The sequence below is a fragment of the Streptomyces sp. NPDC005820 genome, from assembly GCF_040630255.1.
GTDB lineage: Bacteria > Actinomycetota > Actinomycetes > Streptomycetales > Streptomycetaceae > Streptomyces.
The window spans coordinates 1-24597 of sequence record NZ_JBEXXE010000052.1 but is presented as its reverse complement, the minus strand read 5'-3'; the positions used below and the strand labels follow the sequence as shown (position 1 = coordinate 24597).

Below are 24597 nucleotides of genomic sequence, written 5' to 3'. Positions count from 1 at the left end.
ATGACCGTCGTGGACCACGCCCCCGCCAAGCCGGCCGAGCCCACCGAGGCCGCCGAGGCCGCCGCCCCGGCCCCCGAACTCCCCGACGTCCCGCGCCGCATCGGCGGCCTGACCCGCTCCGGTGTCCTGTCCCTCTCGGGAGCCGCGGCCTCCGGTCTGTGCGTCGCCGTCCTGCTGTTCGGCCAGATCGCCCCGTTCTCCGGCGACCTGGGCTTCACCGTCACCGCGTACACCGCCTTCCTCGCCGTCTACGCCGTCCTCACCGGTCTGGAGGAGGACGGCCAGGCGGTACGCGACCGGGTGATGACGGTCGTCCTGTGGACGGCGGCCGGACTCCTCTTCAGCGCGCTCGCCCTGGTCGTCGGCTTCACGGCCTGGCGGGGCCGCGAGGCGCTCCCGCACGGCAACTTCTTCACCCAGGACATGCAGGCGGCCGGCCCGCTCGACCCGCTGAGCCACGGCGGCATCGCCCACGCCATGCTCGGCACCCTGATCATGATCGCCATCGCGCTCACCATCACGGTCCCGCTGGGCCTGGCCTGCGCGGTCTACCTCAACCAGATCCCGGGCCGCTTCTCCCGGTTCGTGCGCACCATCGTCGAGGCGATGACCGCGCTGCCGTCGATCGTGGCCGGTCTCATGGTGTACGCCGTCTGGATCCTCGGCCTCGGCATGCAGAAGTCGGGACTGGCGGCGGGCTTCGCGATCAGCGTGATGATGCTGCCGATCGTGATCCGCGCCTCGGACGTGGTCCTGCGCCTGGTGCCCGGCACCCTCACCGAGGCGGCGGAGGCCCTCGGCGCCCCCCGCTGGCGGACGGTCTGGCACGTCGTCCTGCCGACGGCCCGCTCCGGCCTCGCCACGGCGGTCATCCTCGGCACCGCGCGCGGCATCGGCGAGACCTCCCCCGTCCTGCTGACGGCGGGCTTCACGGCGGCCCTGAACGCCGACCCGACGAACGGCCCGATGGTCTCCCTCCCCCTGGCCGTCTTCAACTTCGTCAAGTCCCCCGAGCCCACGATGATCGCCCGCGGCTTCGGCTCGGCGGCGGTCCTGATGGCCATCGTCCTGATCCTCTTCGCGATCGCCCGAGTGATCGGCGGCAGGGGCCCGGGCCACCAGACGAAACGCCAGGCACGACGAACGGCGCGAGCGTCCCGACGGGACGCCGAAAGATACGCGGACAGCAACTCCCTCAGGGGCGCGGGACTGTACCCATATGCGGCTCCGCCGCGGAGCGCGACCAGCCACACACGACCCGCACCCGACAACGGAGACAGCGACCGATGATCAACGCCCTCAGACGGCTCGGCATCCTGGCCGCACTCATAGGCATCCTCGGCACCCTCACCGGCGCCCCCGCCCAGGCCGACACCTACACCCCCATCGCCGGCGCCGGCTCCACCTGGGCCGAGAACGCCGTCGACGAATGGCGCAGGGCCGTCAACCAGTACGGCATGCGCATCAGCTACGCCGGCACCGGTTCGTCGGACGGCCGCCGTCAGTTCCTCTCCGGCACCGTCGACTTCGCCGTCTCCGACATCCCCTTCCAGACCAACCCCACCGACGGCAGCGCGGCCGAACGCCCCGCGCAGGGCTCGTACGCCTACATGCCGATCGTCGCCGGCGGCACCGTCTTCATGTACCACCTGACGGTCAACGGCAAGCGGGTCACCAACCTCCGCCTCTCCGGTGACGTGGTCACGAAGATCTTCACGGGGGCCGTGAAGACCTGGGACGACCCGGTGATCAAGGCGGACAACCCCGGGCTCCAGCTCCCGCACCGCCCGATCGTGCCCGTGGTCCGCTCCGACGGCTCCGGCTCGACCGCCCAGTTCACGATGTGGATGGCCGCCCAGCACAAGGCGCTGTGGCAGGCGTACTGCGCCAGGGTCGGCCGCTCGGGGGCGTGCGGGCAGACCTCGTACTACCCGACGGTCTCGGGGATGATCGCCCAGTCCGGCGACCTCGGTGTCGCCGGTTACGTCGCCCAGAACTACGGCGAGGGCGCGATCGGTTACGTCAACTACTCCTACGCCCTCAACGCGCACTATCCGGTCGCCAAGGTCCTCAACCACGCCGGCTACTACACCGAGCCCACCCCGCAGAACGTGGCGGTCTCGCTGCTCAAGGCGAAGATCAACACGAACAGGAACTCCGCCGACTACCTCACCCAGCAGCTCGACGGCGTCTACAACGACAGCGACAAGCGCAACTACCCGCTGTCCAGCTACTCGTACATGATCCTGCCGCTGAAGGTGCAGGGCACCTTCACCAAGGCCAAGGGCAAGACGCTCGGCGCGTTCTCCTACTACTTCATGTGCCAGGGCCAGCAGCAGGCGCCCGACCTCGGCTACTCGCCGCTGCCGATCAACCTGGTGCAGGCGGGCTTCGACCAGATCCGCCGGATCCCGGGTGTGCAGGCGCAGAGCATCAACATCCGCAACTGCAACAACCCGACCTTCACCACCAACGGCCGCAACAAGCTCGCCGAGACCGCGCCCTACCCGAAGGACTGCGACAAGAAGGGCGCCGCGCCCTGCGCCACGGGCAGCGGCGGCGCCAAGTCGACCGGTGCCAACGGGGGTTCGGGCGGGGCGTCCGGCGGCTCCACCGGCGGGACCGGGGCCTCGGGCGGCACGGGCAGCGGCGGCGGCACGGGCGCGTCCGGCTCCGCCGGGCAGCCCTCCGTCGACCCCGACACCGGCCAGACCCTGAGCCCGGGCGGCACGGCCTCGTCGAGCGGCGCCTCCGGGGGGACCGCGGCGGACGGCACGGTCGCCCTCGCCCAGCCGGTCGCGGTCGCCGGGCACTCCGGCTGGACCTCCACCCAGACACTGATGCTGCTCGCCGCGTTCCTCGTCCTCGCGCTGATCCTGCTGCCCTCGCTGGTGTCCCGGCTGCTGCGGGGCGACGGCTCCTCGAACGGGGGGACGCGATGAAGGCCGTACGACGGATCCTGGTCCGTCTCGTCGCCGGCGCCGCCGTGGGAGCCCTCGCCGGGCTCGCGGTCGCCCAGGCCGCCCCGCCCGCGACCGCCGCGAGCGACGGCGCCGACTCCGCCGTCACCGTGTCCGGTCGCGGCGAGTTCCAGGACATGAGGTTCACGGTCTCCCAGACCGCCGACCTCACCAGCCAGGCCGTCACCGTCTCCTGGACCGGCGGCACCCCGAGCACCTTCGCGGGCACCCTGTTCGACACGGACTTCGTGCAGATCATGCAGTGCTGGGGCGACGACGACGGCACGGTCCCGGCCAACCCGGGCCCCTCGCGCACCCAGTGCCAGTACGGGGCCTCCCCGACCACCGACCGGGGCAGCTGGCCCGGCAACGACTTCGACGACACCCGCCGGGTCTTCTACAGCGCCGACCCCACCAACTACGGCCAGGACGACCGCTTCGGCGCCACCAACCCCAACGCTCCGGGCGAGGTGCCGTTCAAGCCGGTCAGCGGCGCCACCGTCACCTCGAACACGCAGAACAACCCGTACTTCAACCGCAACACCACCAACGAGATCGACTTCGCCCGCACCGGCGCCGACGGCACCGGCAAGGAGTTCTTCGAGGTGCAGACCGCCAACGAGGCCCCGCACCTCGGCTGCGGCGTCGCCGTGAAGACCGACGGGGTGTCCAAGCCGCGCAGCTGCTGGCTGGTGATCGTCCCGCAGGGCCACCTGGACCTCGACGGCAAGCCGTACGCGGACCACAGCCAGGTCAACGCGGGCTCCCCGGTCTCCTCCACCAACTGGAAGAACCGCGTCGCGATCCCGCTGCACTTCAACCCGGTCGGCACCAACTGCGCCCTCGGCTCCGACGAGCGGCCCACCACCGGCAGCGAGCTGGCCGCCGACGCCATGACCAGCTGGCAGACCGCCCTGTGCGCCACCGGCAAGGTCTACGGCTACACCGAGCTCGGCGAGCCCGACACCCGCGCCCGCCTCGGCAACGACGGCTCCTCCGGACTCGCCTTCACCACCCGCGCGCTGGGCGCCGACGCGGGCACGAGCGCCCCGGACGACACCACCGTCTACGCGCCGACCGCGCTCTCCGGCACCGTCATCGGCTTCACCGTCGAACGCAGACCCAAGGCCACCGCCCCCGAGGCCACCCAGAGACTCGCCGGGACCAGGGTCGAGTCCCTCCGGCTCAACCCCCGTCTGGTGGCCAAGCTGCTCACCGAGTCCTACCGCAACTCCCCCTGGGGAGCGGTCGTCGGCACCACCGCCGCCCAGGGCTACGGCTGGGCGAAGGGCAACCCGGCCGGTCTGGCGAGCGACCCCGAGTTCATCGCGCTCAACCCCGAGTTCGCCGAGCTGTCGGTCGCCGAGACCCCGGCCACCGACACGGATCTGCTGACCTCGCTCGGCCACTCCGACTCGGCCCGCGCCGTGTGGCAGTGGATCGTCGCCGACAAGGACGCCCGCGGCTTCCTCGCGGGCGTGTCCGACGACTGGGGCATGCGGGTCAACCCGTACTTCAGCACCAACACGGACCTGAACCCGACCGGTTTCGCCTTCGACCCGGCGAACACCGACACCTACCCCAAGAGCGACCCGTGGTGCACGATCCCGCCGGGCACCGGCGCCACCGAGAAGCAGTGCATGATCGACTTCCACCCGTACGTGGCGGACATGCACGCCGGCGCCCTGCACACCCTGCGCACCGACAGCCTGTGGAAGGCGACCTGGGACCCGCTGGCCAGCCCGCCCGCGTACAAGAACCCCGGCCCGCAGACCGTCGGCTCCCGCTTCATGATCACCATCACGGACGCCGCCTCCGCCGCCCGCTACGGGCTGACGACCGCGAAACTGCTCAACGCCGCCGGCCGGTACGTCGCCCCCAGCGGCGTCTCCCTGACCGCCGCCGCCGCGAGCGCCACCGGCAAGGGCGCCCCCGAGATCAGCCCCGCCAAGGCCACCGCGAAGGGCGCCTACCCGCTCTCCCAGCTGGTCTACGCGGCCGTACGCCCCGCGAAGCTCGACGCCGCCGCCCGCAAGGACTACGCGACCCTGCTGCGGTACGCGGCGGGCACCGGGCAGACCGCGGGCGCCGACCCGGGCCTGCTCCCCGCCGGCTACGCCCCGCTCTCGCGGACGCTGCGCACCCGGACCACCCAGGCCGCCGACGCGATCCTGCACTACAAGGCCACCTCCACCGGGAGCGGCGACGGATCGGCCGCGGGCGGCGGCTCCGGCGGCTCCACCACCACGGGCGGCACCACCGGTGACCTCTCCGGCGGCACGACGGGCGGCGCCACCGCCGGCGGCACCGGCGCGAGCGCCAGTGCCACGCCGAGCAGCGCGGCCTCCTACGACGGCGGCAAGGCCGTACAGACCACCGCCGCCGGCGCCACGCCCGCCGACCCCGCGAACCCGCTGCGCTACGCCGTCCCCCTCGGCGCCGCCCTCGGCGCCGCGGCCGGGGTGGGCGCCCCCTTCGCGGGCGGCAGCCGGCTGCGCCTGCCGCTGCGGCTGCCGCTCCCCGGCGGCCGCACGGTGACCGTCGTACCGGAGATCGCCCTGCCCGAACGGCTGCGGAAACTCCTGCGGCCCTGAGCGCCCCCACACCGGGCGGCACTCCCACGGACGGCCGCCCGCCCCGAAGGACAGTCGGGGCGGACGGCCCGCACCACCCTGCCAGATCGCTCCACCCCTCGCTCCACCTCTTGCTCCACCCCATGCACCACCTCTTGCACCACCTCTTGCTCCACCCCCTTCTCCACCCCTTTTCGCACAGTCACGGAGACTCTCCATGCGCAGAACGCGTTCCACGGCCGCGCTCGTCGCCGCCGCAGTGGTGGCCGGCGGTGTGGCTCTCGCGAGCCCGGCGTACGCCGACCCCACCCCCGCCGGGACCTTCCGCCAGCTGGTCGGCGTGGGCTCCGACACCACCCAGGACGTGCTCAACGCCCTCGCCGGCGACACCGTGGGCGGCAAGGACTACTCCGGCACCGCCGTGAAGTCGGCGTCCGGCGCGGGCATCGCCTCCTACGACGCGATCGGCTCGTCCACGATCCAGACCCGCTCCGGCGGCCCGTCGTTCACCCGCCCGAACGGCTCCGGCCCGGGCCGTGCGGCGCTCAGCATGTCCCTCACCGGCGACAAGTTCCCCAACAACGACGGTGTCGCCGTCGGCGGCCAGGTCGACTTCGCCCGCTCCTCCGGCGGCCCGAGCTTCTCCGGCAACGCCCTCACCTACATCCCGTTCGCCCGGGACGCGGTCGGCGTCGCGGTCCGCGGCACCGGCCTGGACTCGCTGTCGGTCTCGCAGCTGCACGACATCTACATGGCGGGCGGCGTACGCACGCTGAACGGCACGACCCTGCACCCGGTCCTGCCGCAGACCGGCTCCGGCACCCGCAAGTTCTTCCTCAACGCGATCGGCCTGAACGAGAACACGGTCGACACCAGCCTGCCGACCGTCCAGGAGAACCAGGCCAACGCGGCCCTCACCGAGGACGGCACGCTCGTCCCGTTCTCCGTGGCCAGCTGGATCGCCCAGGCCAACGGCGTCGCCCCCGACTACAGCTCCACCGCGATCACCGCGGGCGGCCACCTGGCCAGCATCACGCTGCCGGGCGACTCCGGCGCCACCACCCCGGTCAGCACTGTCAACGGCAAGCTGGCCCCGGTCCCCGGCTACTTCGAGAACTCCACCTTCGGCCGCGATGTCTACAACGTCGTCCCGAGCCGCGCGGTCGACACGACCAGCGTCTTCTTCGACAAGGACCTCTACGACGTCTTCGTCACCAGCGGCGACCACGAGGCGGCCCTCGCCTCCGACAACGCCGAGAAGGTCATCGCGGCCTTCGGCTTCCTGAACGAGTCGTACAACGGCTCGATCAACCTGGCCAAGCACGCCAAGGTCGGCGGTCTGGAGATCTCGGGCCTGACCACGCCCGGCGCGCCCGTCCTGAAGTCCACCGTGGGCGACGCGAGCGTCAAGCTGACCTGGACCGCGCCCAGCCCGGCCCCCGCGCAGCCCGTCACCGACTACCGCGTCACCCTGAAGGACGCGGACGGCGGCGTCGTCGCCACGAAGGACGTGCCGGCGAGCACCACCTCGTACTCCTTCACCGGTCTGGCCACCGGCACCTACACCGCCACCGTGGCCGCCGCCACCGTCGTCGGCAACGGCACGGAGGCGAGCTGGACCGGCGCGGTCAAGTACGCCAGCACCACGAAGGCGACCGCCGCGACCACCGCGTACGGCAAGACCCCGAAGGTCGCGGTCACCGTCACCGGCTCGCACTCCGTCGCCCCGACCGGCAAGGTCACGGTCAAGGAGGGCTCCACCACCCTCGGCACCGGCACCCTCAGCGGCGGCAAGGTCACCCTCGGGCTGTCGAACCACCTCAAGGTCGGCACGCACTCCCTGACCGTGTCCTACGCCGGCAGCACCAAGCTGAACGCGTCCGCGGTGAAGGTCTCCCTGAAGATCACCAAGGCGACGCCGTCGGTCGCGACCACCGCCCCGGCCTCCGTGAGCCACACCGCCCGCGCCAAGGTCACCGTCAAGGTCACCGCGACCGGCACCACGCCCACCGGCACGGTCCGGATCTACCAGGGCACCAAGGTGATCGCCACCGGCACCCTGAGCGGCGGCAAGGTCACCGTCACCCTGCCCAAGCTGGCCAAGGGCCGCCACACCCTGCACGCGAGCTACCTGGGCTCCTCGACGGTGAACGCCAAGACCGGCGCGAACTTCGTCGTCAAGTCCACCTGATCCATCACCTGATCCATCACCTGATCCACCACCGGACCCCGGCGGCCGGGGAGACCACTGAGGGAGTGTCTCCCCGGCCGACCGGCCCCTACGCCCTGAAGGAGGCGGGCCGCCGTGACGGTCGCCGTACCTTTGACGCTCCCCGGCGTCCGCAGCGTCACCGCCGTCCGCCATCTCGCCCGCGGCGGCCTGCTCGGCCTCGCCGCCCTGCTGCTCGGCATCACCGCACAGCTGCTGGTGATCAGCGGCGCCCAGGAACACTCCGCACAGCACGCGGCCTTCGACGAACTGCGCAACCAGCTCGCCCTCGGCACCGCCCCGGTCGCGCAGACCGACCAGGACGGCCGGCTGCTCGCCCCCGGCACCCCGGTCGCGATCGTCGACGTCCCCAGCCTGGGGATGAACCAGGTCGTCCTGGAGGGCACCGACTCCTCCGTCCTCACCGACGGCCCCGGTCACCGCCGCGACACCCCGATGCCCGGCCAGGCCGGCACCAGCGTCCTGATGGGCCGCGCCGCCGCCTACGGCGGCCCCTTCAGCGGGCTCTCCGCCCTCACGGCGGGCGACACGTTCAGCGTGACCACCGGCCAGGGCAAGGCGACGTACCAGGTCAGCGGCGTACGAAGGGCCGGTGACCCGGCGCCCGCACCGCTCGCCGCCGGCAAGGGGCGGCTCGTCCTGGTCACCGCCACCGGCTCCCGGTTCATCCCGTCCGGTGTCCTGCGCGTGGACGCCGACCTGATGTCCACGCCCTTCCCGACCCCGGCCGCGGTGATCCGCTCCGGCACGCTCCCCGAGTCCGAGGAGCCGCTGGCCCGGCCCGGCGGGGTGCCGTGGCCGCTGGTGATGTGGCTCCAGGCGCTGCTGCTCGCCGCGGTGGCCGCCGTCTGGGCCTGGCACCGGTGGGGCCGCCACCAGACCTGGATCGTGTTCGCCCCGGTCGTCGCGGTCCTCGGCCTCCAGGTCGCCACCCGCACCACCGAGCTCCTGCCCAACCTGCTGTGAGGTGTCAGCCATGACCGAAGTGACCGAAGTGACCGACCTGACCAAAGCGACCGAAGCGACCGAAGCCACCGGGACCCTGACGGACGACACCGTCGTCCTGCCGCCCGCGATCCCCGCGATCCCCGGGATCCCCGGCGCCGCGCCCGCCACCCTCGACGCCCGCGCCGTCTCGGCCTGGTTCGGCACCCACCAGGTGCTCAGCCGGGTGTCGCTGACCATGCCCGCCGGCCGGGTGACCGCGCTCATCGGCCCCTCCGGCTGCGGCAAGTCGACCTTCCTGCGCACCCTGAACCGGATGCACGAGATGATCCCGGCCGCCCGCTTCGGCGGCGAGGTGCTCTTCGAGGGCGAGGACATCTACGACTCCTCGTGGCGGCTCACGGACGCCCGCCGCAGGATCGGCATGGTCTTCCAGAAGCCGAACCCGTTCCCCGCCATGTCGATCTACGACAACGTGGTCGCGGGCCTGCGTCTGACCGGCGTCCGCGCCGGCCGCCGCGAGAAGGACGTCCTGGTCGAGGAGTCCCTGTCCCGGGCCGGCCTGTGGAAGGAGGTCAGGGACCGGCTGCGGCAGCCCGGCGGCGCGCTCTCCGGCGGCCAGCAGCAGCGGCTGTGCATCGCGCGTGCCCTCGCCGTACGGCCCCGGGTGCTGCTCATGGACGAACCCTGCTCCGCCCTCGACCCCACCTCGACCCGCCGCGTGGAGGAGACCATCCAGGAGCTGGCCGGGCAGGTCACGGTCGTGATCGTCACCCACAACATGCAGCAGGCCAACCGCGTCTCCCAGCAGTGCGCCTTCTTCCTCGCCGAGCAGGGCACCCCCGGCGGGATCGTCGAGGCGGGCCCCACCGAGGACATCTTCGGCTCCCCGCAGGACCAGCGGACGGCGGACTACGTGGCGGGCCGCTTCGGCTGACCCCGCCGACAGGACGCGGCGTGACGGAAAATCGACGGTATGAGGATCTCCCAGCGCGCCCGGGCCATAGCCCCCTTCTACGCCATGGAGTTCGGCAAGCAGGCCGCCGACCTGGAGGCGGCGGGCCACCACGTCGTCAAACTCAGCCTGGGCGAGCCCGACTTCGGCGCGCCGCCCGCCGTCCTCGCGGCGATGCGGAACGCCATGGACGGCCGGCCCATGGCCTACACGGCGGCGCTCGGCCTGCCCGCGCTGCGCCGGGCGATCGCCCGCTTCTACGCCGACCGGCACGGCGTCGAGGTCGACCCGGCCCGGGTGGCCGTCACCGCGGGCGCCTCCGCCGCGCTGGTGCTGGGCGCCGCCGCCCTGGTCGACCCCGGCGACGAGGTGCTGATCGCCGACCCCTCCTACCCCTGCAACCGGCAGATCATGGAGAGCTTCGGCGCCCGCGTCACCCTCGTCCCGACCACCCCCGCCTCCCGCTTCCAGCTGGACGCGGCGTCCGTACGGTCGCACTGGTCGCCGGAGACCCGTGGCGTCATGATCGCCACCCCCTCCAACCCCACCGGCACCTCGGTCCCGGCGGACGAGCTGGAGGCCCTGTGCGCCCTGGCCCGGGAGCGCGGGGCGTGGCGGCTGGTCGACGAGATCTACCTCGACCTCAGCGACCCCGACGAGCTCGGCCGCCCGCCGGGCAGCGCCCTGGCGCACGACCCCGGCGCGGTCGTCATCAACAGCTTCTCGAAGTACTTCGGCATGACCGGCTGGCGGCTCGGCTGGTGCGTCGTCCCCGAGGCCCTCGTGCCCGCGCTGGAGCGCCTCGCCCAGAACTACTTCCTGTGCGCCTCCGCCCCGGCCCAGCACGCCGCCCTGGCCTGCTTCACCCCCGAGTCGCTGGCCGTGGTCGAGGCCCGCCGGGTGGAGTTCGCCGAACGCCGCGCACTCGTCCTGGACGGCCTGGAGCGCATCGGCCTGCCCGTCCCCGTCCCGCCCGACGGCGCCTTCTACGCCTACTTCGACGTCAGCGCCACCGGCCTGACCTCCTGGGACTTCTGCGCACGCGCCCTGCGGGACGCCCACGTCGCCCTCACCCCGGGCCGCGACTTCGGCATGGACACGGCCGAGACCCATGTACGGCTGTCGTACGCGGCATCGGCCGGCGAACTGACCGAGGGCATCACCCGCCTGAGCAAGTTCGTGGCCGGGCTCCAGCCCGGTCGGGGCCGTTCCTCCATCATTCGATGACTGGCGTACGGATGTTGTCGCCGCGATCACCGCGACACGCGCGCCACCGCGCAGCGTGAGCGTACGCACCGGGACTACTCCGTGCCGTCCGCCGGCAGGCGCTCCGGCAGCCCGAGCCGCGGGAACCGGTCGTCGTGGAAGATGACGATCTCGGTGATCGCCCCGCCGGTGATGCGTAGGACGTCGATCGTCAGCGGCAGGTACGCGTCCTCCTGCTCCCGCCAGAGGTAGAAGGCGAGGGCGGGCTGCCGGTTCACCGATGTGAGGACGCAGCGCAGGCGCCCCAGGTCCTCGAACCCGTCCTCGACCCAGTTGTTCACCACCGTGTCGCGGCCGACGTACAAGCCCGGGGTGGGCGGCATCGAGCAGCGGACGTCGTCCCGCAGCATGGCAGCGAGACCGTCGACGTCCTTGGCGACGCTCGCGTCGGTGAAGCGGCGCACCAGCTCGCGCGTCCCGGCGTCCTGTTCGCCGCCGGTCCAGTCCTGCCGCTCGGCGGGCAGGTGCTCCCGCATGCCGGAGCGGGCCCGCTGCAGCGCGCTGTTCACGGAGTGGACGGAGTCCCCGAGGAGCTCCGCGACGTCCTTGGCCGGCCAGCCGAGCACGTCCCGCAGGATCAGCACGGCCCGCGGACGCGGCGCGAGGTGCTGGACCGCGACCAGGTACGCCAGCTCGATCGTCTCCCGCGCGACGGCGACGGTCTCCGGCTCGTCCGCGTCGCCCGCGGTCAGCTCGTCGAGCAGCCGGTCCGGGTAGGGCTGCAGCCACGGCACCTCGCCGCCGGTCGCAGGCTCCGGGCGGCACTTGGCGAGCAGGTCCAGGCAGGCGTTGGTGGCGATCCGGTACAGCCAGGCCCGGAACGTCGACCGCCCCTCGAAGGTCTCCCGACGCCGCCAGGCACGGAGGAACGTTTCCTGCACGGTGTCCTCGGCGTCCTCGAACGACCCGAGCATCCGGTAGCAGTGCACGTGCAGCTCCCGCCGGTGCCGCTCCGCCAGCCCCGAGAACGCGGGCTCGTCGACCTCGCTCAGACCGCTCACGCCCAGCTCCTCCAGCTGCGTGTCCGCACTCATCACGTCATCCTTCCGCCTCGTCGAGTCCCGTTGTAGATGTGACGGGTGCGGGCGCGGAAACTCATCACCGGGGTCGGTCGGCATGGCCGAGACAGCAGGAAGATCGTCCCCATGACCAGCAGCAGGGAGTTCGAGTACACCGTGCGCCGCACTCGACACGAAATCGGCCTGCGTCCGTCCCCGGCGCGATGAAGAATGCGCGTCATGGCACCCACACACGACACCCCGCACCTCACGCACATGGCCGCGCCGGAGGGCGTCGCCCCCGGCACCGGCTACACCCACGTGGTCATGGGGACCGGGCGGCTGGTGGCGGTCTCCGGGCAGATCGCCCTCGACGCCGACGGCAAGGTGGTCGGCGAGGGCGACCCGGCCGCGCAGGCCGCGCAGGTGTTCGAGAACCTCCGCCGCTGTCTGGCCGCGGCGGGCACCGGCTTCGAGACCGTCGTGAAGTTCACCTTCTACGTCACCGACGTCGCCCATCTGCCCGCCGTACGCGAGGCCCGCGACCGTTACATCGACGTGGCGCGCCCGCCCGCCAGCACCGCCGTGCAGGTGGCGGCCCTGTTCCGGCCGGAACTGCTGCTGGAGGTGGAGGCGCTGGCCCTCCTCCCCGAGTAGCCCATGGACTTCCCCCGGGTACTGCGCGAACGCCGTACCCGCCGGCAGGTCAGTCAGCTGGAGCTGGCGCTGCGGGCGGGGACGACGCAGCGCCATGTGAGTTTCATCGAGTCCGGCCGGTCCGTCCCCGGCCGGAACATGGTCGTACGGCTGGCCGAGTCGCTGGAGCTGCCGCTGCGGGAGCGCAACGAGCTGCTGCTGGCGGCCGGTTACGCGCCCGTCTACCCGGAGAGCTCGCTCGACGACCCGGTGCTGGCGCCCGTGCGGACGGCGATCGAGCACATCCTGCGCGGGCATCTGCCGTATCCGGCGCTGGTCGTGGACCGGCGGGGTGATCTGATCGCCGCGAACAGCGCCTTCGGCCTGCTCACCGAGGGGGCCGCCCCCGAGCTGCTCGGCCCGGGCCGCAACGCCTACCGCCTCGCCCTGCACCCGGCCGGTCTGGCCCCCCGCATCCGCAACCTCGCCGAATGGGCCCGCCACATCCTGGCCCGCCTGGACCACCTGCCGGAACTGCGCGCCGAACTCACCGGCTATGTACCGGAGTCGGAGCCGTCCGCCGGACTGCTCGGTTTCGCCGTACCGCTGCGGCTGGAGTCCTCCTACGGCGAGCTGAGCCTGATGACGACCGTGACGACCTTCGCCACCGCCGTGGACGTCACCCTCGCCGAGCTGAAACTGGAGGCCTTCCTGCCGTCCGACCCGGCGACGGCGGCAGCGCTCGCGAAGGCCGCCGGGGATCAGGCACGGGGGAATCAGGCGCCGGGGAATCAGGCGCCGGGGAACATGTAGTCGGTCCTGATCCGGCCGTCGTCGTCGAGCACGAGCACGTCCAGGCCCCCGCCCAGCACCTCACCGGTCTCGCCGGACACCGCCTCCCAGCCGAACTTGACGACTTCGTCGAGACGTACGGCGTCGGTGCGCGACCGGAAGACGAACCCCTGCTTCTCGACGAACCGTTCGTGGCTGCGCGCCACCCGGGTCTCGATGGCGTCGTACCCCTTCGCCTCCAAGGTCGTGTGGTCGAAGCCGAGTTCCGCGGCCTTCTCGCGGATCTCCACCGGGGGCTGGAGGACATGGGTGCCGTCCTCGGCCCACAACGCCTCGATGGCCGCACGTCGTTCGGCGGCGTCGGCCAGGTTCCACTGGGCTATGTAACGGTCGGCCAGCTGCTGGGCGTCGATCTCGGTCGTCGTCATGCGCATCTCCTTGCGGGGAAGTCCATCGGGGATCCGTCGCTTCGGCACCGATCCTGTGGCGCGCGCCGGGCACCGGCAATTCCCCGCGGGGAATGGTCATCCGTGGTCGAGGCCGTAGTCGAGGCTCGGATACCAGTCGCCGCGGCCGCCCGGGGTCAGGTCGAGGAGGTGCCAGACGGGGGCCAGCAGGTCGATGCCGCGTTCGGCGATGTCGTCGGCCATACGGGGGTGCACGGAGTAGAAGTGGCGGACCGTGCCGTCGGGGTCGCGGGTGAAGACGGAGACGGTGGAGTCCTGGCCGCCCTCCTCGTCCTCGCTGCCGAGGTCGTACTTGAAGGTGCTGTCGCCGCAGCTCAGCAGGCGCAGCCGGGGCCAGCGGCGGGCGCGGGCGTGTGCGCGCAGGGTGGGCGGGTCGGCGGCGGCGACCACGGCGAAGTCCGCGTTCCGTGTGACGTGGTGGGCGATGTTGCTGAAGCCGTCGATCCAGAGGGTGCACATCGGACAGGCGTCCGTCTGCCGCTTGCCGTACATGAAGTGGTAGACGATCAGCGGCCGGTCCGGGGCGGTGAACAGTTCGCCGAGCCTGACCTCGCGGACCGGAGCGTCCCCGGCGTCGAGGTCGGCGGGGCCCTCCAGGAACACGTAGTCCTCGACGGGCGGCCCCTGCGGCAGCGCCCGCCGACGGGCCGCGACCTCCTCCCGGTGGCGCATGAGGTCGATCTCGGCCAGGCGCAGTTCCTCGCGGGCGGCGAGGTACTCCTCGCTCTCCCCGGCCAGCCGGGTCTGCAGCCGCACCATGACGTCCTCCTGGGGTGGTCGTCCGTCCCGCCCCCTGCCGTCTCCTTCGAGTCTAGGCCGGTGCGGGGTCCGGCGTCCCGGCGCCGAGGGCCCGCAGGACGAACGGCAGCAGGCGGTCCGCCCCCGCCCTCGCGGCCTGCGCGTCCACCCGCTCGGGCGGTCGCGGCGTGATCAGGAAGTGGCTCAGCATCGGCCCGACGACCAGGTCGCCGAGCATCTCCGGGTCGTCGACCGGCGGGATCTCCCCCCGGTCCGCCGCCCGGACCACCGCCTCCTCCACCCGGCGCCGCACGGGCACCAGGAAGCTGGTCGCGAGGGCCTCGGCGAGGGCGTCGTTGTGCGCGGCCTCGCCGATGAGGGCGCGCATCAGCCGCCCGCTCTCCCCGGTCAGGCTCGCGGCCTTGTCCCGCAGGAGGGCCCGCAGGTCCCCTTCGAGGCTGCCGGTGTCGGGCTGCTTCACCAGATCCTCGGCGCGGGTCGTCGCGGCCGCGATCACCAGCTCCTCCTTCGACGACCAGCGGCGGTAGAGCGTCGCGGTGGAGACCCCGGCCCGGGCCGCCACCGCGCCGGTGGTCAGCCCGCCGTATCCGCTCTCGGCCAGCACGGCCAGCGTGGCCTCCAGCAGGGCGCGGTCCCGCCCGGCGTCCCGGGGGCGGCCCCGCCGGGGCGGACCGTCGGGCGCGGCACCGGGCGCGGCGTCCCGGCGCCCCGGGCCACCCGGCCCGGACCCGGCCGGGCCCACCCCGGCCTCACGCATCGGCCAGCCCCGGCAGATGCTCGGCCAGATGCATGGCGTGCAGCCGCTCGTACTGGGCGTGCGTGCAGCGGCCGTACGCCGGGTGGAGGCGGTGCGGTCCGGTGTGGGCGGTGAAGTGGGCCACCGCGTCCGCGAGCCGTGCCGCCGCCTCGGAGGCGGGGAGCCCGGGGTCGAGGGGCGGGGCGCCGTCGAGTTCCGCGTCGAGGGAGTGCCTGGTGGCGCCCCGGCGCAGGAAGAGGTGCTTGGCGAGGGTCCCGGCGGTGGCCCGGAAGAGGGCCGGCTTCAGCCGGGGGTATCCGGTCACCGAGTAGCCGACGGTCTGGGCGCAGTGCTGGAGCGTCTGGGAGAGGTTCCAGGAGCTGCCCGGCGCGAGGAGGTCGCTCTCGGGCCGGTCGAGGCACGCGCTCAGCTGCTCGGCGAGCCGGGTGAGGGGGGCGGGAGTGGGGGCGGGGGCGGTGGGCATGCCCCCAGTATAAGCAATACGAAACGAAAGACTTTCGTTTCGTATATCGTGCGCGCCATGACGCCCACGCCCCACACGGCCACCACCGCCGCCGACACCACCGCCACGACCACCCCGGCCGTCGCCCGCCTGCGTACCGCCTTCGCCACCGGCCGCACCCGCCCCCTCGCCTGGCGCAAGACCCAACTGCGCGCCCTGCGCGACCTCCTGACCACCCACCAGGCCGACTTCGCCGCCGCCCTCCACACCGACCTCGGCAAGAACGCCACCGAGGCCCATGTCACCGAGACCGGCTTCGTCGTCAACGAGATCGACCACACCCTGCGCCACCTGCGCCGCTGGCTGCGCCCCCGGCGGGTCCCGGCCCCCGTCTCCCTCGCCCCGGCCCGCGCCCGGACCGTACGGGAGCCGCTCGGCACGGTCCTGATCATCAGCCCCTGGAACTACCCCGTGATGCTGGCGCTCGCGCCCCTCGTCGGCGCCCTCGCGGCGGGCAACTGCGCGGTGATCAAGCCCAGCGAACTCGCCCCCGCGACCTCCGCGCTGCTCGCCGATCTGCTGCCCCGGGCCCTGGACCCGGAGGCCGTGGCGGTCGTCGAGGGCGGGGTGCCGGAGACGACGGACCTGCTGGAGCAGCCGTTCGACCACATCTTCTACACCGGCAACGGCACCGTCGGCCGGATCGTCATGGCCGCCGCGGCCCGCCGCCTCACCCCGGTCACCCTGGAACTCGGCGGCAAGTCCCCGGTGGTGGTCGAGCCGGGCGCCGACCTCAGGGCCGCCGCCCGCCGCATCGTCTGGGGCAAGTTCATGAACGCCGGCCAGTCCTGCACCGCCCCCGACTACGTCCTCGCGATCGGCGACACGGCCCCCGCCCTGGAGCGGCACCTCACCACCGCGATCGGCGAGATGTACGGCGCCGATCCCGCCGCCAGCGCCGACTACGGCCGGGTCGTCAACGACCGCCACTTCGACCGCCTGCTGGCCCTGCTCGAAGATCGTGAGGGCGGCGGCGCCCGCCTGGTCACCGGCGGCGCACACGACCGTGCGACCCGCTATCTCGCCCCCACGGTCCTCGCCGACGTGGACCCGGACGCGCCGGTGATGCGCGAGGAGATCTTCGGCCCGATCCTGCCGATCCTGCGCGTGCCCGACCTGGACGCGGCGATCGCGTTCATCACCGCCCGGGACAAGCCCCTCGCCCTGTACGGCTTCACCGCCTCCCGGCACTCCAAGCGCCGGCTCGCCGCCGAGACCTCCTCCGGCGCCCTCGCCTTCGGCGTCCCGAACGCCCATCTCACCGTCCCCGGCCTGCCCTTCGGCGGAGTCGGCGAGAGCGGCCTCGGCCGCTACCACGGGGCACACTCGATCGACACCTTCAGCCACACCAAGGCCGTCCTAGACAAGCCCCTCCTGCTGGACCCGCTCCGGGCGGTCTACCCGCCGTACACCCCCACCAAGGCCCGCCTCCTGCGCCGGTTCCTCTGACCCACCGCCCCCGTCCGGATCGAGGGCCTGTCGGTCACTCTCTCGGGTGATGGTGATCGAAGGCGTGGGCGAGAGGGGAACGGGGTGGCTAGTTTCGTGGCATGTCACGTTTCCGGCTGTATCCGACGCCTGTGCAGGCCGAGCAGATGTTCGCACACTGCGCGCACGCGCGGTACGTCTGGAACCTAGCTGTCGAGCAGCACGCGCACTGGCGCCGGTGGCGTAGAAGTGCGCCCGGTTTCGTGGAGCAGTGTCGTCAGCTGACCGAGGCCCGGCGGGAGAACGAGTGGCTGGGTGCCGGGAACGCGGACGTGCAGCAGCAGGCGCTGAAGGACTTCGCGAACGCCAGGAGCGCCAGGTTCACGTCCGGGTTCGGTGAGCCGACCTGGCGCAGGAAGCACGTGCACGAGGGTTTCCGGGTCATCGGCACCGACCGCGTGCCCGAGTACGGCGCGGACGGGTCGCCGAAGCTGAACGCGAAGACCGGCAAGCAGGTCATGGGCCGGTCGGTGGTCGTGCAGAGGCTCAACCGGCGGTGGGCTCAGGTCAGGGTGCCCGGCTGTGGCTGGGTCCGCTTCCGCCTCAGCGCCGGGGGCAGGGGCGCGCAGCCTCCCACCGCGAAGACGTTCCGGGTCACCTTCCGGGGCGGGCAGTGGCACGCGGCTTTCGCGGTCATTCCTGAGCCGGTCCCGGCGCCCGGCACGGGCGGGGTGATCGGCATCGACCGGGGTGTCACGGTCACCGCCGCCCTCTCCGACGGCCGGAAACTGAACTGCCCGCAGCTCACGGTCAGGGAACGCGCCCGGGTCCGCAAGCATGAGCGGCGGGCGGCCCGGGCGAAGAAGGGCAGCCCCGAGAAGGCGGCCGAGTATGCGAAGGTCGCCCGGCTCAAGGCGCGGGAGGCCAACCGGCGCAAGGACTGGTGCGAGAAGACCAGCACCCTGCTCGCCCGCTCCTACGACCTCATCCGCTTCGAGAAGCTCAACATCAAGAACATGACACGCTCCGCGAAGGGAACCGTGGAGCAGCCCGGCAGGAACGTGGCGCAGAAAACCGGCCTGAACCGGTCGATCCTCGCCCAGGGCTGGGGCCTGCTGCGCCGACGCACTGAGGACAAGGCCCCCGGCCGGGTCGAGGACGTTCCCGCTCCCTACACCAGCCTGCGGTGCAGTAACTGCGGATGGATCGAGAAGAAGTCGCGCAAGAGCCAAGCCGACTTCGAGTGCGTGTCCTGCGGCTTCACCTGCAACGCGGATGAGAACGCAGCAAACAACGTCGCGGCAGGACAGGGCGGGATCCCCCGCCCCCGGCGAACAGCCGGTGCCGGAGGGGTGACAGCTGCCACCAGCCGCTCGAGCACCCGTGAACCTCAACCCAACCGGGTTGGAATCCCTCTCTTCTAAGAGGGGGAGGATGTCAAAAGATCCACCGGCCCCGCCCGCCCGATCCTGCTCCCCCAGGAACAGGGCATACGGCACCTGCGCCGCTGGTGCGCCCAGTTCTACCTCTCCGAGACGGCTACGCCTCCGGCCGCCGTACGACCACCACACCCCCGTCGAGATCCACTGTCGTCCGGCGCGGCGGAGCCCCGTCCTCCTCGTCGTCCCGCAGCACCAGAGCCGACTGCCGCTCCTTGAGCTCGTTCTGCTTGCCCGGCGAGAAGCTGGCGTGCAGCTGCTCGAACCCGGTCGCGGATATCTGCCCCTGGCGGACGCTGTTCCGCCAGGGCAGCAGCCCGGCCCGCCCGGCCCGCAGCAGCAGCTGATCCAGGAAGGCCACCAGCGTCAGCAGGATGACGAGGCCGGGCAGGGTCATGAAGACGGCGAATCCCATGGCACCAGCATGGGTGCCGGAACTCCCGCGCGAAAGGCCCGGGCCGGATCCACGGCCCGGGCCCTTCCGTCGTCCAGGGCGGCTACAGCGTCACCTTGCTGCCGCCCAGGGTCACGACCAGCTTGCCGTCCGAGGCGAAGGACCAGGCGAGGGCGCCGCCGTAAGAGGAGGCGCAGCGGGAGCCGTTCGAGCCGGTCCAGAACTGGTTCGTGCTGTCGGCGTCGCCGACGGTCTTGTCGTTGGAGCCGCTGACGTTGAAGCGGCAGGAGGTGTTGGTGCGGAAGACCGACGTACCGGCGTCCCAGGAGTAGTTGCGCTGGGCGTTGTCGATGCTGAGGTTGTTCGACACGGCCATGGAGCCCGGGTTGCTGTTGTACGTGAAGCCGTGCTTGCCGTTGTGGTACGCGATGCTGCGCCGTACGACGTGGTTGACGGCGATGTCGTCGCCGCCGAGCTTGTAGCCGTTGCGGTCGCCGTTGGAGTTCACGGTCCCGTCGGAGAGGGTGCCGTTGTTGTAGGAGAGGGAGTCCTCGATCGTCACCGGGCCGATCGCGCCGGTGTCCGTCTTGGTGTAGAGGTCCCAGCCGTCGTCGATGTTGTTGTGGGAGACGGCGTACCGGAAGACGTTCCCGGTGCCGGTGGTGAGCTTCGCGGCGAAGCCGTCGGCGTCCTCGCCGTCGGAGTCCGCGTTGTCGTGGGACTCGGCGCTCAGGATCAGGTTGTCCGAGGGCCAGTCGGCGCTGGCGGTCGAGGAGGCGATCCGGCCGAGCTGGAGTCCGGTGTCGCGGTTGTAGCGGGTGACCGTGCGCTCGATGACGTTGTGGCTGCCGCCGACGTAGATGCCGTTGTCACCGGCGCGTTCGACGACGACGCCGTAGACCTTCCAGTACGAGCCGAAGAGCTGGAGCCCCCGGTTGGAGGAACTCTCGCTCTGCGCGGAGAAGTTGAGGACCGGGGTCTCGCCGGGGTAGGCGGACAGGGTGGTCCGGGCGCTCGCGGTGCCGCTGTTGGTCTGCGGGATCGTCACGGTGGAGCTCTGGTTGTACGTCCCTCCGCGCAGGTAGATCGTGCCGCCCGCGGTGACCCGGCTGATCGCCGAGGTGAGGGTGGTCGGCGCGGAGGAGGTGCCGGCCGCGCTGTCGGTGCCGCTGGGCGAGACGTAGATCGCGCCGGTGGTGGGGGGCGTGGTGCTGTCGGTCGTCGTGGCCTCGACGTAGTCGACGTTGGGCAGGCCCTCCGCGGTGGTGGGGGTGAGGCGGATGGTGTTGCTGCCCGCGGTGAGGGTCACGGTGAGCGTCTTGGTGACCCAGGTCGACCAGGCGCCGGTGGCCTCGAAGGACGGCGTCTGCACGGTCGTACCGTTGACGACGAGGGAGGCCGGGCGGGCGGCCGCGGTGCCGTTGGCGAAGCGGACGTTCAGGGTGGCCGTGCCGGCGGTGGCCGCGTTCACGGTGAACTGGGCGTATCCGCTGGTCGCGTTGGTGCCGTTGCAGAATCCGCTGCCGGAGTACCCGGTCCAGTCGGAGTCGATGGTGCCGGTGCAGACCGCCGGGGAGGTCTCGGCCTCGTAGCGGACGGTCGCGGCCTGGGCGGGGGTGGTGCCGGCGAGCGCGACGAGCGCGCCGGCCAGCAGCCCGGTGCACGCGATGACGGATCTCAGCTGCATGGGTTCATCTCCAGGAACGGGACGAGTGCGGGTCGGCCGAACTGGAAAGCGCTTTCTCCCGGAAGTTAAGGGGCTAGCCTGGACACGTCAAGACGTGCGTACGGACGCATACATGTTTGCTGTTCATGTAGGTGGACAAATGTGAGTACCCGCAAGATCCTCAAGGGATTCACGCAGGAGCCTCACACGGACTGCACACCGTCCGTCACCCGAGTCGTTAGCGTGGCCCGCCACCGGATCCCCGCGCCAGGAAGACCGCAATGGACTACTGCTCCACGTGCCGCCGACATCTCAACGGCGCCCTGGTGTGCCCCGGATGCGGCGCCTACGCCCCGGACATAGCTCCGGTCACCTCGGGCGGTCGCACCGTGGCGGCCCGTCCCGTCCTGTCACCCGCCCCCGTGAGCGTGCCGTCCGTGGCGTCCGTGGTGCCCTTGGCGTCCGTGGTGCCCGCGCAGTCCGCGCCGCCGGGGCGGGCGGCACGCCGGCGGCAGCTGGCCCGCTGGAAGAAGAACCAGCGTCGCGCCGTCGTCGCCACGGCCGTCGCCCTGGTCGGCGGCGGGCTGAGCGCCGTCGCGCTGGACCGGCAGGGCGGCGAACGGGCCCAGGCGGCCTCGGCACCGGAGAACCCCACCGTGTCGGGCCGGGAGGAACCGACGTCGGAGTACACCCGGCCGACGAGGACCGGCTCCGACACGCACCGGTCCTCGTCCTCCGCCACCGCCCCGTCCCGGTCCACCGGCCGCGCGCACGGGCAGGACGTGCCCACGGACGTCCGCCCGGACGCCGCCGCGTCCCCGGAGACCGACACGGCGGCGCCTTCGGCCACGGCCCCTCGGCAGGGCACCACCTCGTCCTCCGACGGCACGGTCACCACCCCCACCGGCACGACCGGCACGACCGGCACGACCGACGAGCGGTCGTCGACGTCCACTACATCCACCACGACGGACGACACGGACACGTCCTCCTCGTCCTCCTCGACGTCCTCGTCGTCCTCGTCGTCCCAGACGGGCTCGTCGTCGGCGTCGACCTCCCCGTCGGAGGTCTGTCTGCTGGGGCTGGTCTGCCTCAGTTGACCGGACCGGGCGTCGCGGTGGCGGGTCCACCAGCGAGTCCGCCGAGAAGGTGTGGCTCGTACCGTCCTTGAACGTGACCGTGAACGTGCCGGTGAGCAGGCCGTCCGGGCGGCCGTCGGGCCGCCGGGCGGTCATCCGGCCGTTGTCGACCGTGGCGCGGGCGGTCTTGCCGTAGTCGGGCCGTGCCGAACAGCCAGGGCCGCGGATCGTCGGGCACCTCCCGGCGGCGGCGCCACGCCTTACGTGTCCGGGAGGGGAACAGGTGCAACAGGGCTTCTGTCAGGGGGTGGTGGAAGACTGCCTGCCATGACCGAACCGACCATGAAAGCGAACCTCCAGCGGTACCTCCAGAGCGCGCGGGACGTCCTACTGTGGAAACTCGAAGGGCTCTCGGAGTACGACGTCCGGCGCCCGCTCACCCCCACCGGGACGAACCTGCTGGGGCTGGTCAAGCATGCCGCCGGGGTGGAACTGGGCTACTTCGGCGACGTGTTCGGGCGGCCGTTCTTCGCCCCGGACCCGCAGCCCTCGTGGTACGGGGCGGACGCGGAACCCAACGAGGACATGTGGGCGACCGCGGACGAGTCGCGCGAGGAGATCGTCGGGCTGTACCGCCGGGTGTGGGAGCACTCCGACGCCACGATCGCGGAACTGGACCTGGACGCGGCCGGCCGGGTCCCGTGGTGGGGGGAGGGCCGGCAGGAGGTGACCCTGCACCAGGTCCTGGTGCACGTGCTCTCCGACCTCCATCGGCACGCCGGGCACGCCGACATCGTGCGGGAGCTCATCGACGGAAGCGCCGGGCTCGTGCAGGGCAACGAGAACCTGCCGCCGGTGGACCAGGCGGGGTGGGAGGCCCACCGGGAGCGGCTGGAGCAGGCGGCCCGGAAGGCGGCCGACGGCTGATCCCGCCCGGCGCCCGCGCTCACGGCACCGCGTACCCGGGGACGGACGGCCAGCGGACGGTCAGCACCACGGAGTCCTCCTCCGCGTGCCAGGAGTGGTCGACGCCCCGCCCCCACACGACGTAGTCGCCCTGCTCGGCCAGGAGGACGCTGCGGCCGGGCAGTTCGACCCGGAAGCGCCCGCTGATCAGCAGCAACAGGGCCGTGCGCGCCTCCCCGGTGACCCACTGGGCGCGCTCCTCGCCCTTCGGGTGGACGCCCCACTTGATCTCCACTGCCTCGCTGTGCCGGGGATCGGAGGCGTCCTTGAAGTGACCGAGCAGCCAGCCCCGGTCCAGTGCCGCGTCCTTGCCCGCGCTGCCGACGTACACGCTGTCGCTCATGGGCCGGAAGCTAGCAGGTGGGGGCGGTCCGCCCCAGCAGTCCCAGTTCGTGGAGTTCGTGGAGGAAGGACTCGGCGAGGAGTTCCGCGTCCTCGGCGCCCGAGTTGGTGGCGACTCCGAGGGTGTGGCCGCCGGCGCAGCCGCCGAGGGTGAAGGTGACCGTGTCGGCCGGGGGGACCATGGGGACGGCGGTGACGCGGCGCAAGGGGCGGCCGGCGAGGGTGCGGCCGCACTCGCGGAGGTGGACGTAGGAGCAGGCGGCGGGGGCGTAGTCGGGGGCGAAGAGACGGCCGCGGGCCAGTGCCTGCCCGGCGCCGGGGAAGGCTCCGGCGACCCCTTCGAGGAGCCGTTCCGCCGCGCGGCGCGGCCGGACCTCCGTGGTCAGCAGCCCGGCGCAGGCGGCGAGCCGGGCGGCCGGGGCGGCCAGGCCGACGGGCGCGGGCACCCGTACGTTGGCGAAGGCGTTGCCGAGGAAGTCCCCGTGTCCGGGCGGCCGTTGGTCGACCGGCACGGACAGCCAGACCCGCGCGGAGGCGTCCGGGGTCCCCGTCGACGCCGGCAGGCAGGAGCGCAGCACCCCCGAGGCGGCCGCGAGGAACACCTCGTTGGTGGTGACCGGCCGCCCCGGTACGGCCCTGCGCGCCCCGCGCAGCAGGTCGGCGGGCAGCCGCACCACCGCGAAGGCGGGCCGCCGCTCCCCCTTGCCGGGCGGCGGCACCGCCAGCCCCGTCGTGAGCAGCCCCGGCCCGCCGACCGCCGTACGCCGCAGGTTGCCCGGCTCGGCGAGAGCGGCGGCGGAGTCGACCGGCGGGGCGCCGTCGAGGAGGGCGCGCAGCAGGGTGGTGAGGGAGCGGCCGTCGAGCAGGCTGTGGTGCATCCGGAACAGCAGCGAGAACTCGCCGTCGGCCGCCCCGCGCAGCAGGTGCAGATTCCACGGCGGCCGTCCTTCCGGGAAGGGCGTGCGGAACCATCCCTCCACCGCCTCCGCCAGGGTGACGTCGTCCTGCGCCACCCGCCCGGCGGGGTCACCGCCCTCTCCCGTCACCCAGCTGTGCCGACGCGACCCGGGGAGCAGGCGCCGGCCCAGCCGGGGCAGTCCGGCCCACCGCTCGGCGACGAGGGCGCGCAGCTCGGCGGCCGTCGGCGGGGTACCGGCGAAGTCCAGGCAGACCCCGGCGTTGGGCGGCCCGAACGGCCAGCGGGCCATCCCCTCCTCCATGAAGGGCAGAGGCATCGATCCGGGCACGGGCTGCTCCTGTGGTCGCGGGGTCCGTAGTAGCCCAACGGGTCGGCCCGGCCCCCGGTCACGCGCCCGCCCCGGTCACCACGGTGCCGACTGCGGGAAACCTAGTGCCGCGGCAGGCAACGTTTGCCCGTCAAGGAGCGGCGTCCGGTGCGTGCTCTCGTCGTGCCGGCCGGAAGCCCTCGTACTGGATGTACTT

At 72.5% G+C, this 24597-nt stretch carries 22 protein-coding genes; 13 read left to right on the top strand and 9 right to left on the bottom strand.

What is annotated here, in order from left to right; genetic code table 11:
• From pstA to ABZ464_RS43070, 7 genes are all read left to right on the top strand, one after another.
• Complete coding sequence (pstA, locus tag ABZ464_RS43100) at positions 1–1290, top strand: phosphate ABC transporter permease PstA (protein WP_359287383.1); 1290 nt, start codon at positions 1–3, stop codon at positions 1288–1290.
• Positions 1287–2942, top strand: coding sequence for a phosphate ABC transporter substrate-binding protein PstS (gene pstS / locus ABZ464_RS43095; RefSeq protein WP_359287382.1), 1656 nt, complete (start codon positions 1287–1289; stop codon positions 2940–2942). The genes pstA and pstS overlap by 4 nt, the downstream gene beginning before the upstream one ends.
• Positions 2939–5554 (top strand): hypothetical protein, encoded by a 2616-nt coding sequence (locus ABZ464_RS43090; RefSeq protein ID WP_359287381.1) that lies wholly within the window; start codon positions 2939–2941, stop codon positions 5552–5554. Before pstS ends, ABZ464_RS43090 begins: the two co-directional genes overlap by 4 nt.
• A 196-nt stretch (positions 5555–5750) precedes the next feature.
• Positions 5751–7724: an Ig-like domain repeat protein gene (locus ABZ464_RS43085; RefSeq protein WP_359287380.1), complete on the top strand. Its 1974-nt coding sequence runs from the start codon at positions 5751–5753 to the stop codon at positions 7722–7724.
• Positions 7725–7838: 114 nt separating this feature from the next.
• Positions 7839–8729 (top strand): sortase, encoded by an 891-nt coding sequence (locus ABZ464_RS43080; RefSeq protein ID WP_359287379.1) that lies wholly within the window; start codon positions 7839–7841, stop codon positions 8727–8729.
• A 10-nt stretch (positions 8730–8739) separates the two neighbouring features.
• Positions 8740–9645 (top strand): phosphate ABC transporter ATP-binding protein PstB, encoded by a 906-nt coding sequence (pstB, locus tag ABZ464_RS43075; RefSeq protein WP_359287378.1) that lies wholly within the window; start codon positions 8740–8742, stop codon positions 9643–9645.
• Between the two features lie 39 nt (positions 9646–9684).
• Positions 9685–10890, top strand: coding sequence for a pyridoxal phosphate-dependent aminotransferase (locus tag ABZ464_RS43070; RefSeq protein WP_359287377.1), 1206 nt, complete (start codon positions 9685–9687; stop codon positions 10888–10890).
• A 74-nt stretch (positions 10891–10964) separates the two neighbouring features.
• Here ABZ464_RS43070 and ABZ464_RS43065 read toward each other — a convergent pair whose 3' ends face one another.
• Complete coding sequence (locus ABZ464_RS43065; protein WP_359287376.1) at positions 10965–11963, bottom strand: RNA polymerase subunit sigma-70; 999 nt, start codon at positions 11961–11963, stop codon at positions 10965–10967.
• Between the two features lie 195 nt (positions 11964–12158).
• Between ABZ464_RS43065 and ABZ464_RS43060 the strand changes: the two genes are divergently transcribed.
• A complete protein-coding gene (locus tag ABZ464_RS43060) occupies positions 12159–12584 on the top strand; it encodes a RidA family protein (protein ID WP_359287375.1) in 426 nt (141 codons plus the stop codon).
• A 3-nt stretch (positions 12585–12587) separates the two neighbouring features.
• Positions 12588–13376 carry a helix-turn-helix transcriptional regulator gene (locus tag ABZ464_RS43055; protein WP_359287374.1) on the top strand — a complete coding sequence of 263 codons (789 nt, stop codon included), beginning with the start codon at positions 12588–12590 and terminating at the stop codon, positions 13374–13376.
• On the opposite strand, the gene ABZ464_RS43050 is transcribed toward ABZ464_RS43055, so the two are convergent.
• The 4 genes from ABZ464_RS43050 to ABZ464_RS43035 all read right to left on the bottom strand — a co-directional run bounded on the left by ABZ464_RS43050 (position 13355) and on the right by ABZ464_RS43035 (position 15801).
• Positions 13355–13783 (bottom strand): hypothetical protein, encoded by a 429-nt coding sequence (locus tag ABZ464_RS43050; RefSeq protein ID WP_359287373.1) that lies wholly within the window; start codon positions 13781–13783, stop codon positions 13355–13357. The two genes, ABZ464_RS43055 and ABZ464_RS43050, sit on opposite strands and share 22 nt — an antisense overlap.
• A 96-nt stretch (positions 13784–13879) precedes the next feature.
• Positions 13880–14581 carry a DUF899 family protein gene (locus ABZ464_RS43045; RefSeq protein ID WP_359287372.1) on the bottom strand — a complete coding sequence of 234 codons (702 nt, stop codon included), beginning with the start codon at positions 14579–14581 and terminating at the stop codon, positions 13880–13882.
• Positions 14582–14633: 52 nt separating this feature from the next.
• Positions 14634–15338, bottom strand: coding sequence for a TetR/AcrR family transcriptional regulator (locus ABZ464_RS43040; RefSeq protein WP_359287371.1), 705 nt, complete (start codon positions 15336–15338; stop codon positions 14634–14636).
• Positions 15331–15801, bottom strand: coding sequence for a DUF1569 domain-containing protein (locus ABZ464_RS43035; protein ID WP_359287370.1), 471 nt, complete (start codon positions 15799–15801; stop codon positions 15331–15333). Before ABZ464_RS43035 ends, ABZ464_RS43040 begins: the two co-directional genes overlap by 8 nt.
• Positions 15802–15858: 57 nt before the next feature.
• Between ABZ464_RS43035 and ABZ464_RS43030 the strand changes: the two genes are divergently transcribed.
• The gene (locus tag ABZ464_RS43030) at positions 15859–17289 is read left to right on the top strand and encodes an aldehyde dehydrogenase family protein (protein WP_359287369.1); all 1431 of its coding nucleotides are present in this window, start codon (positions 15859–15861) and stop codon (positions 17287–17289) included.
• Positions 17290–17390: 101 nt separating this feature from the next.
• Positions 17391–18692, top strand: a complete 1302-nt coding sequence (locus ABZ464_RS43025) for a transposase (protein ID WP_359287368.1) — start codon at positions 17391–17393, stop codon at positions 18690–18692.
• 115 nt (positions 18693–18807) lie between these two features.
• On the opposite strand, the gene ABZ464_RS43020 is transcribed toward ABZ464_RS43025, so the two are convergent.
• Together ABZ464_RS43020 and ABZ464_RS43015 are read right to left on the bottom strand one after the other, a co-directional pair.
• Entirely contained in the window at positions 18808–19122 is a 315-nt protein-coding gene (locus ABZ464_RS43020) for a DUF6191 domain-containing protein (RefSeq protein WP_359287367.1), read from the bottom strand.
• Between the two features lie 82 nt (positions 19123–19204).
• The gene (locus ABZ464_RS43015) at positions 19205–20788 is read right to left on the bottom strand and encodes a CBM35 domain-containing protein (RefSeq protein ID WP_359287366.1); all 1584 of its coding nucleotides are present in this window, start codon (positions 20786–20788) and stop codon (positions 19205–19207) included.
• A gap of 260 nt (positions 20789–21048) precedes the next feature.
• On the opposite strand from ABZ464_RS43015, the gene ABZ464_RS43010 reads away from it, so the two are divergent.
• The gene (locus ABZ464_RS43010; RefSeq protein WP_359287365.1) at positions 21049–21867 is read left to right on the top strand and encodes a hypothetical protein; all 819 of its coding nucleotides are present in this window, start codon (positions 21049–21051) and stop codon (positions 21865–21867) included.
• A 306-nt stretch (positions 21868–22173) separates the two neighbouring features.
• Positions 22174–22773, top strand: coding sequence for a DinB family protein (locus ABZ464_RS43005; protein ID WP_359287364.1), 600 nt, complete (start codon positions 22174–22176; stop codon positions 22771–22773).
• 19 nt (positions 22774–22792) lie between these two features.
• Here the strand turns inward: ABZ464_RS43005 and ABZ464_RS43000 are convergent, their stop codons facing one another.
• Positions 22793–23155: a signal peptidase I gene (locus tag ABZ464_RS43000; RefSeq protein WP_359287363.1), complete on the bottom strand. Its 363-nt coding sequence runs from the start codon at positions 23153–23155 to the stop codon at positions 22793–22795.
• Positions 23156–23165: 10 nt separating this feature from the next.
• The gene (locus ABZ464_RS42995) at positions 23166–24401 is read right to left on the bottom strand and encodes a wax ester/triacylglycerol synthase domain-containing protein (protein WP_359287362.1); all 1236 of its coding nucleotides are present in this window, start codon (positions 24399–24401) and stop codon (positions 23166–23168) included.
• Between the last annotated feature and the right edge of the window lie 196 nt (positions 24402–24597).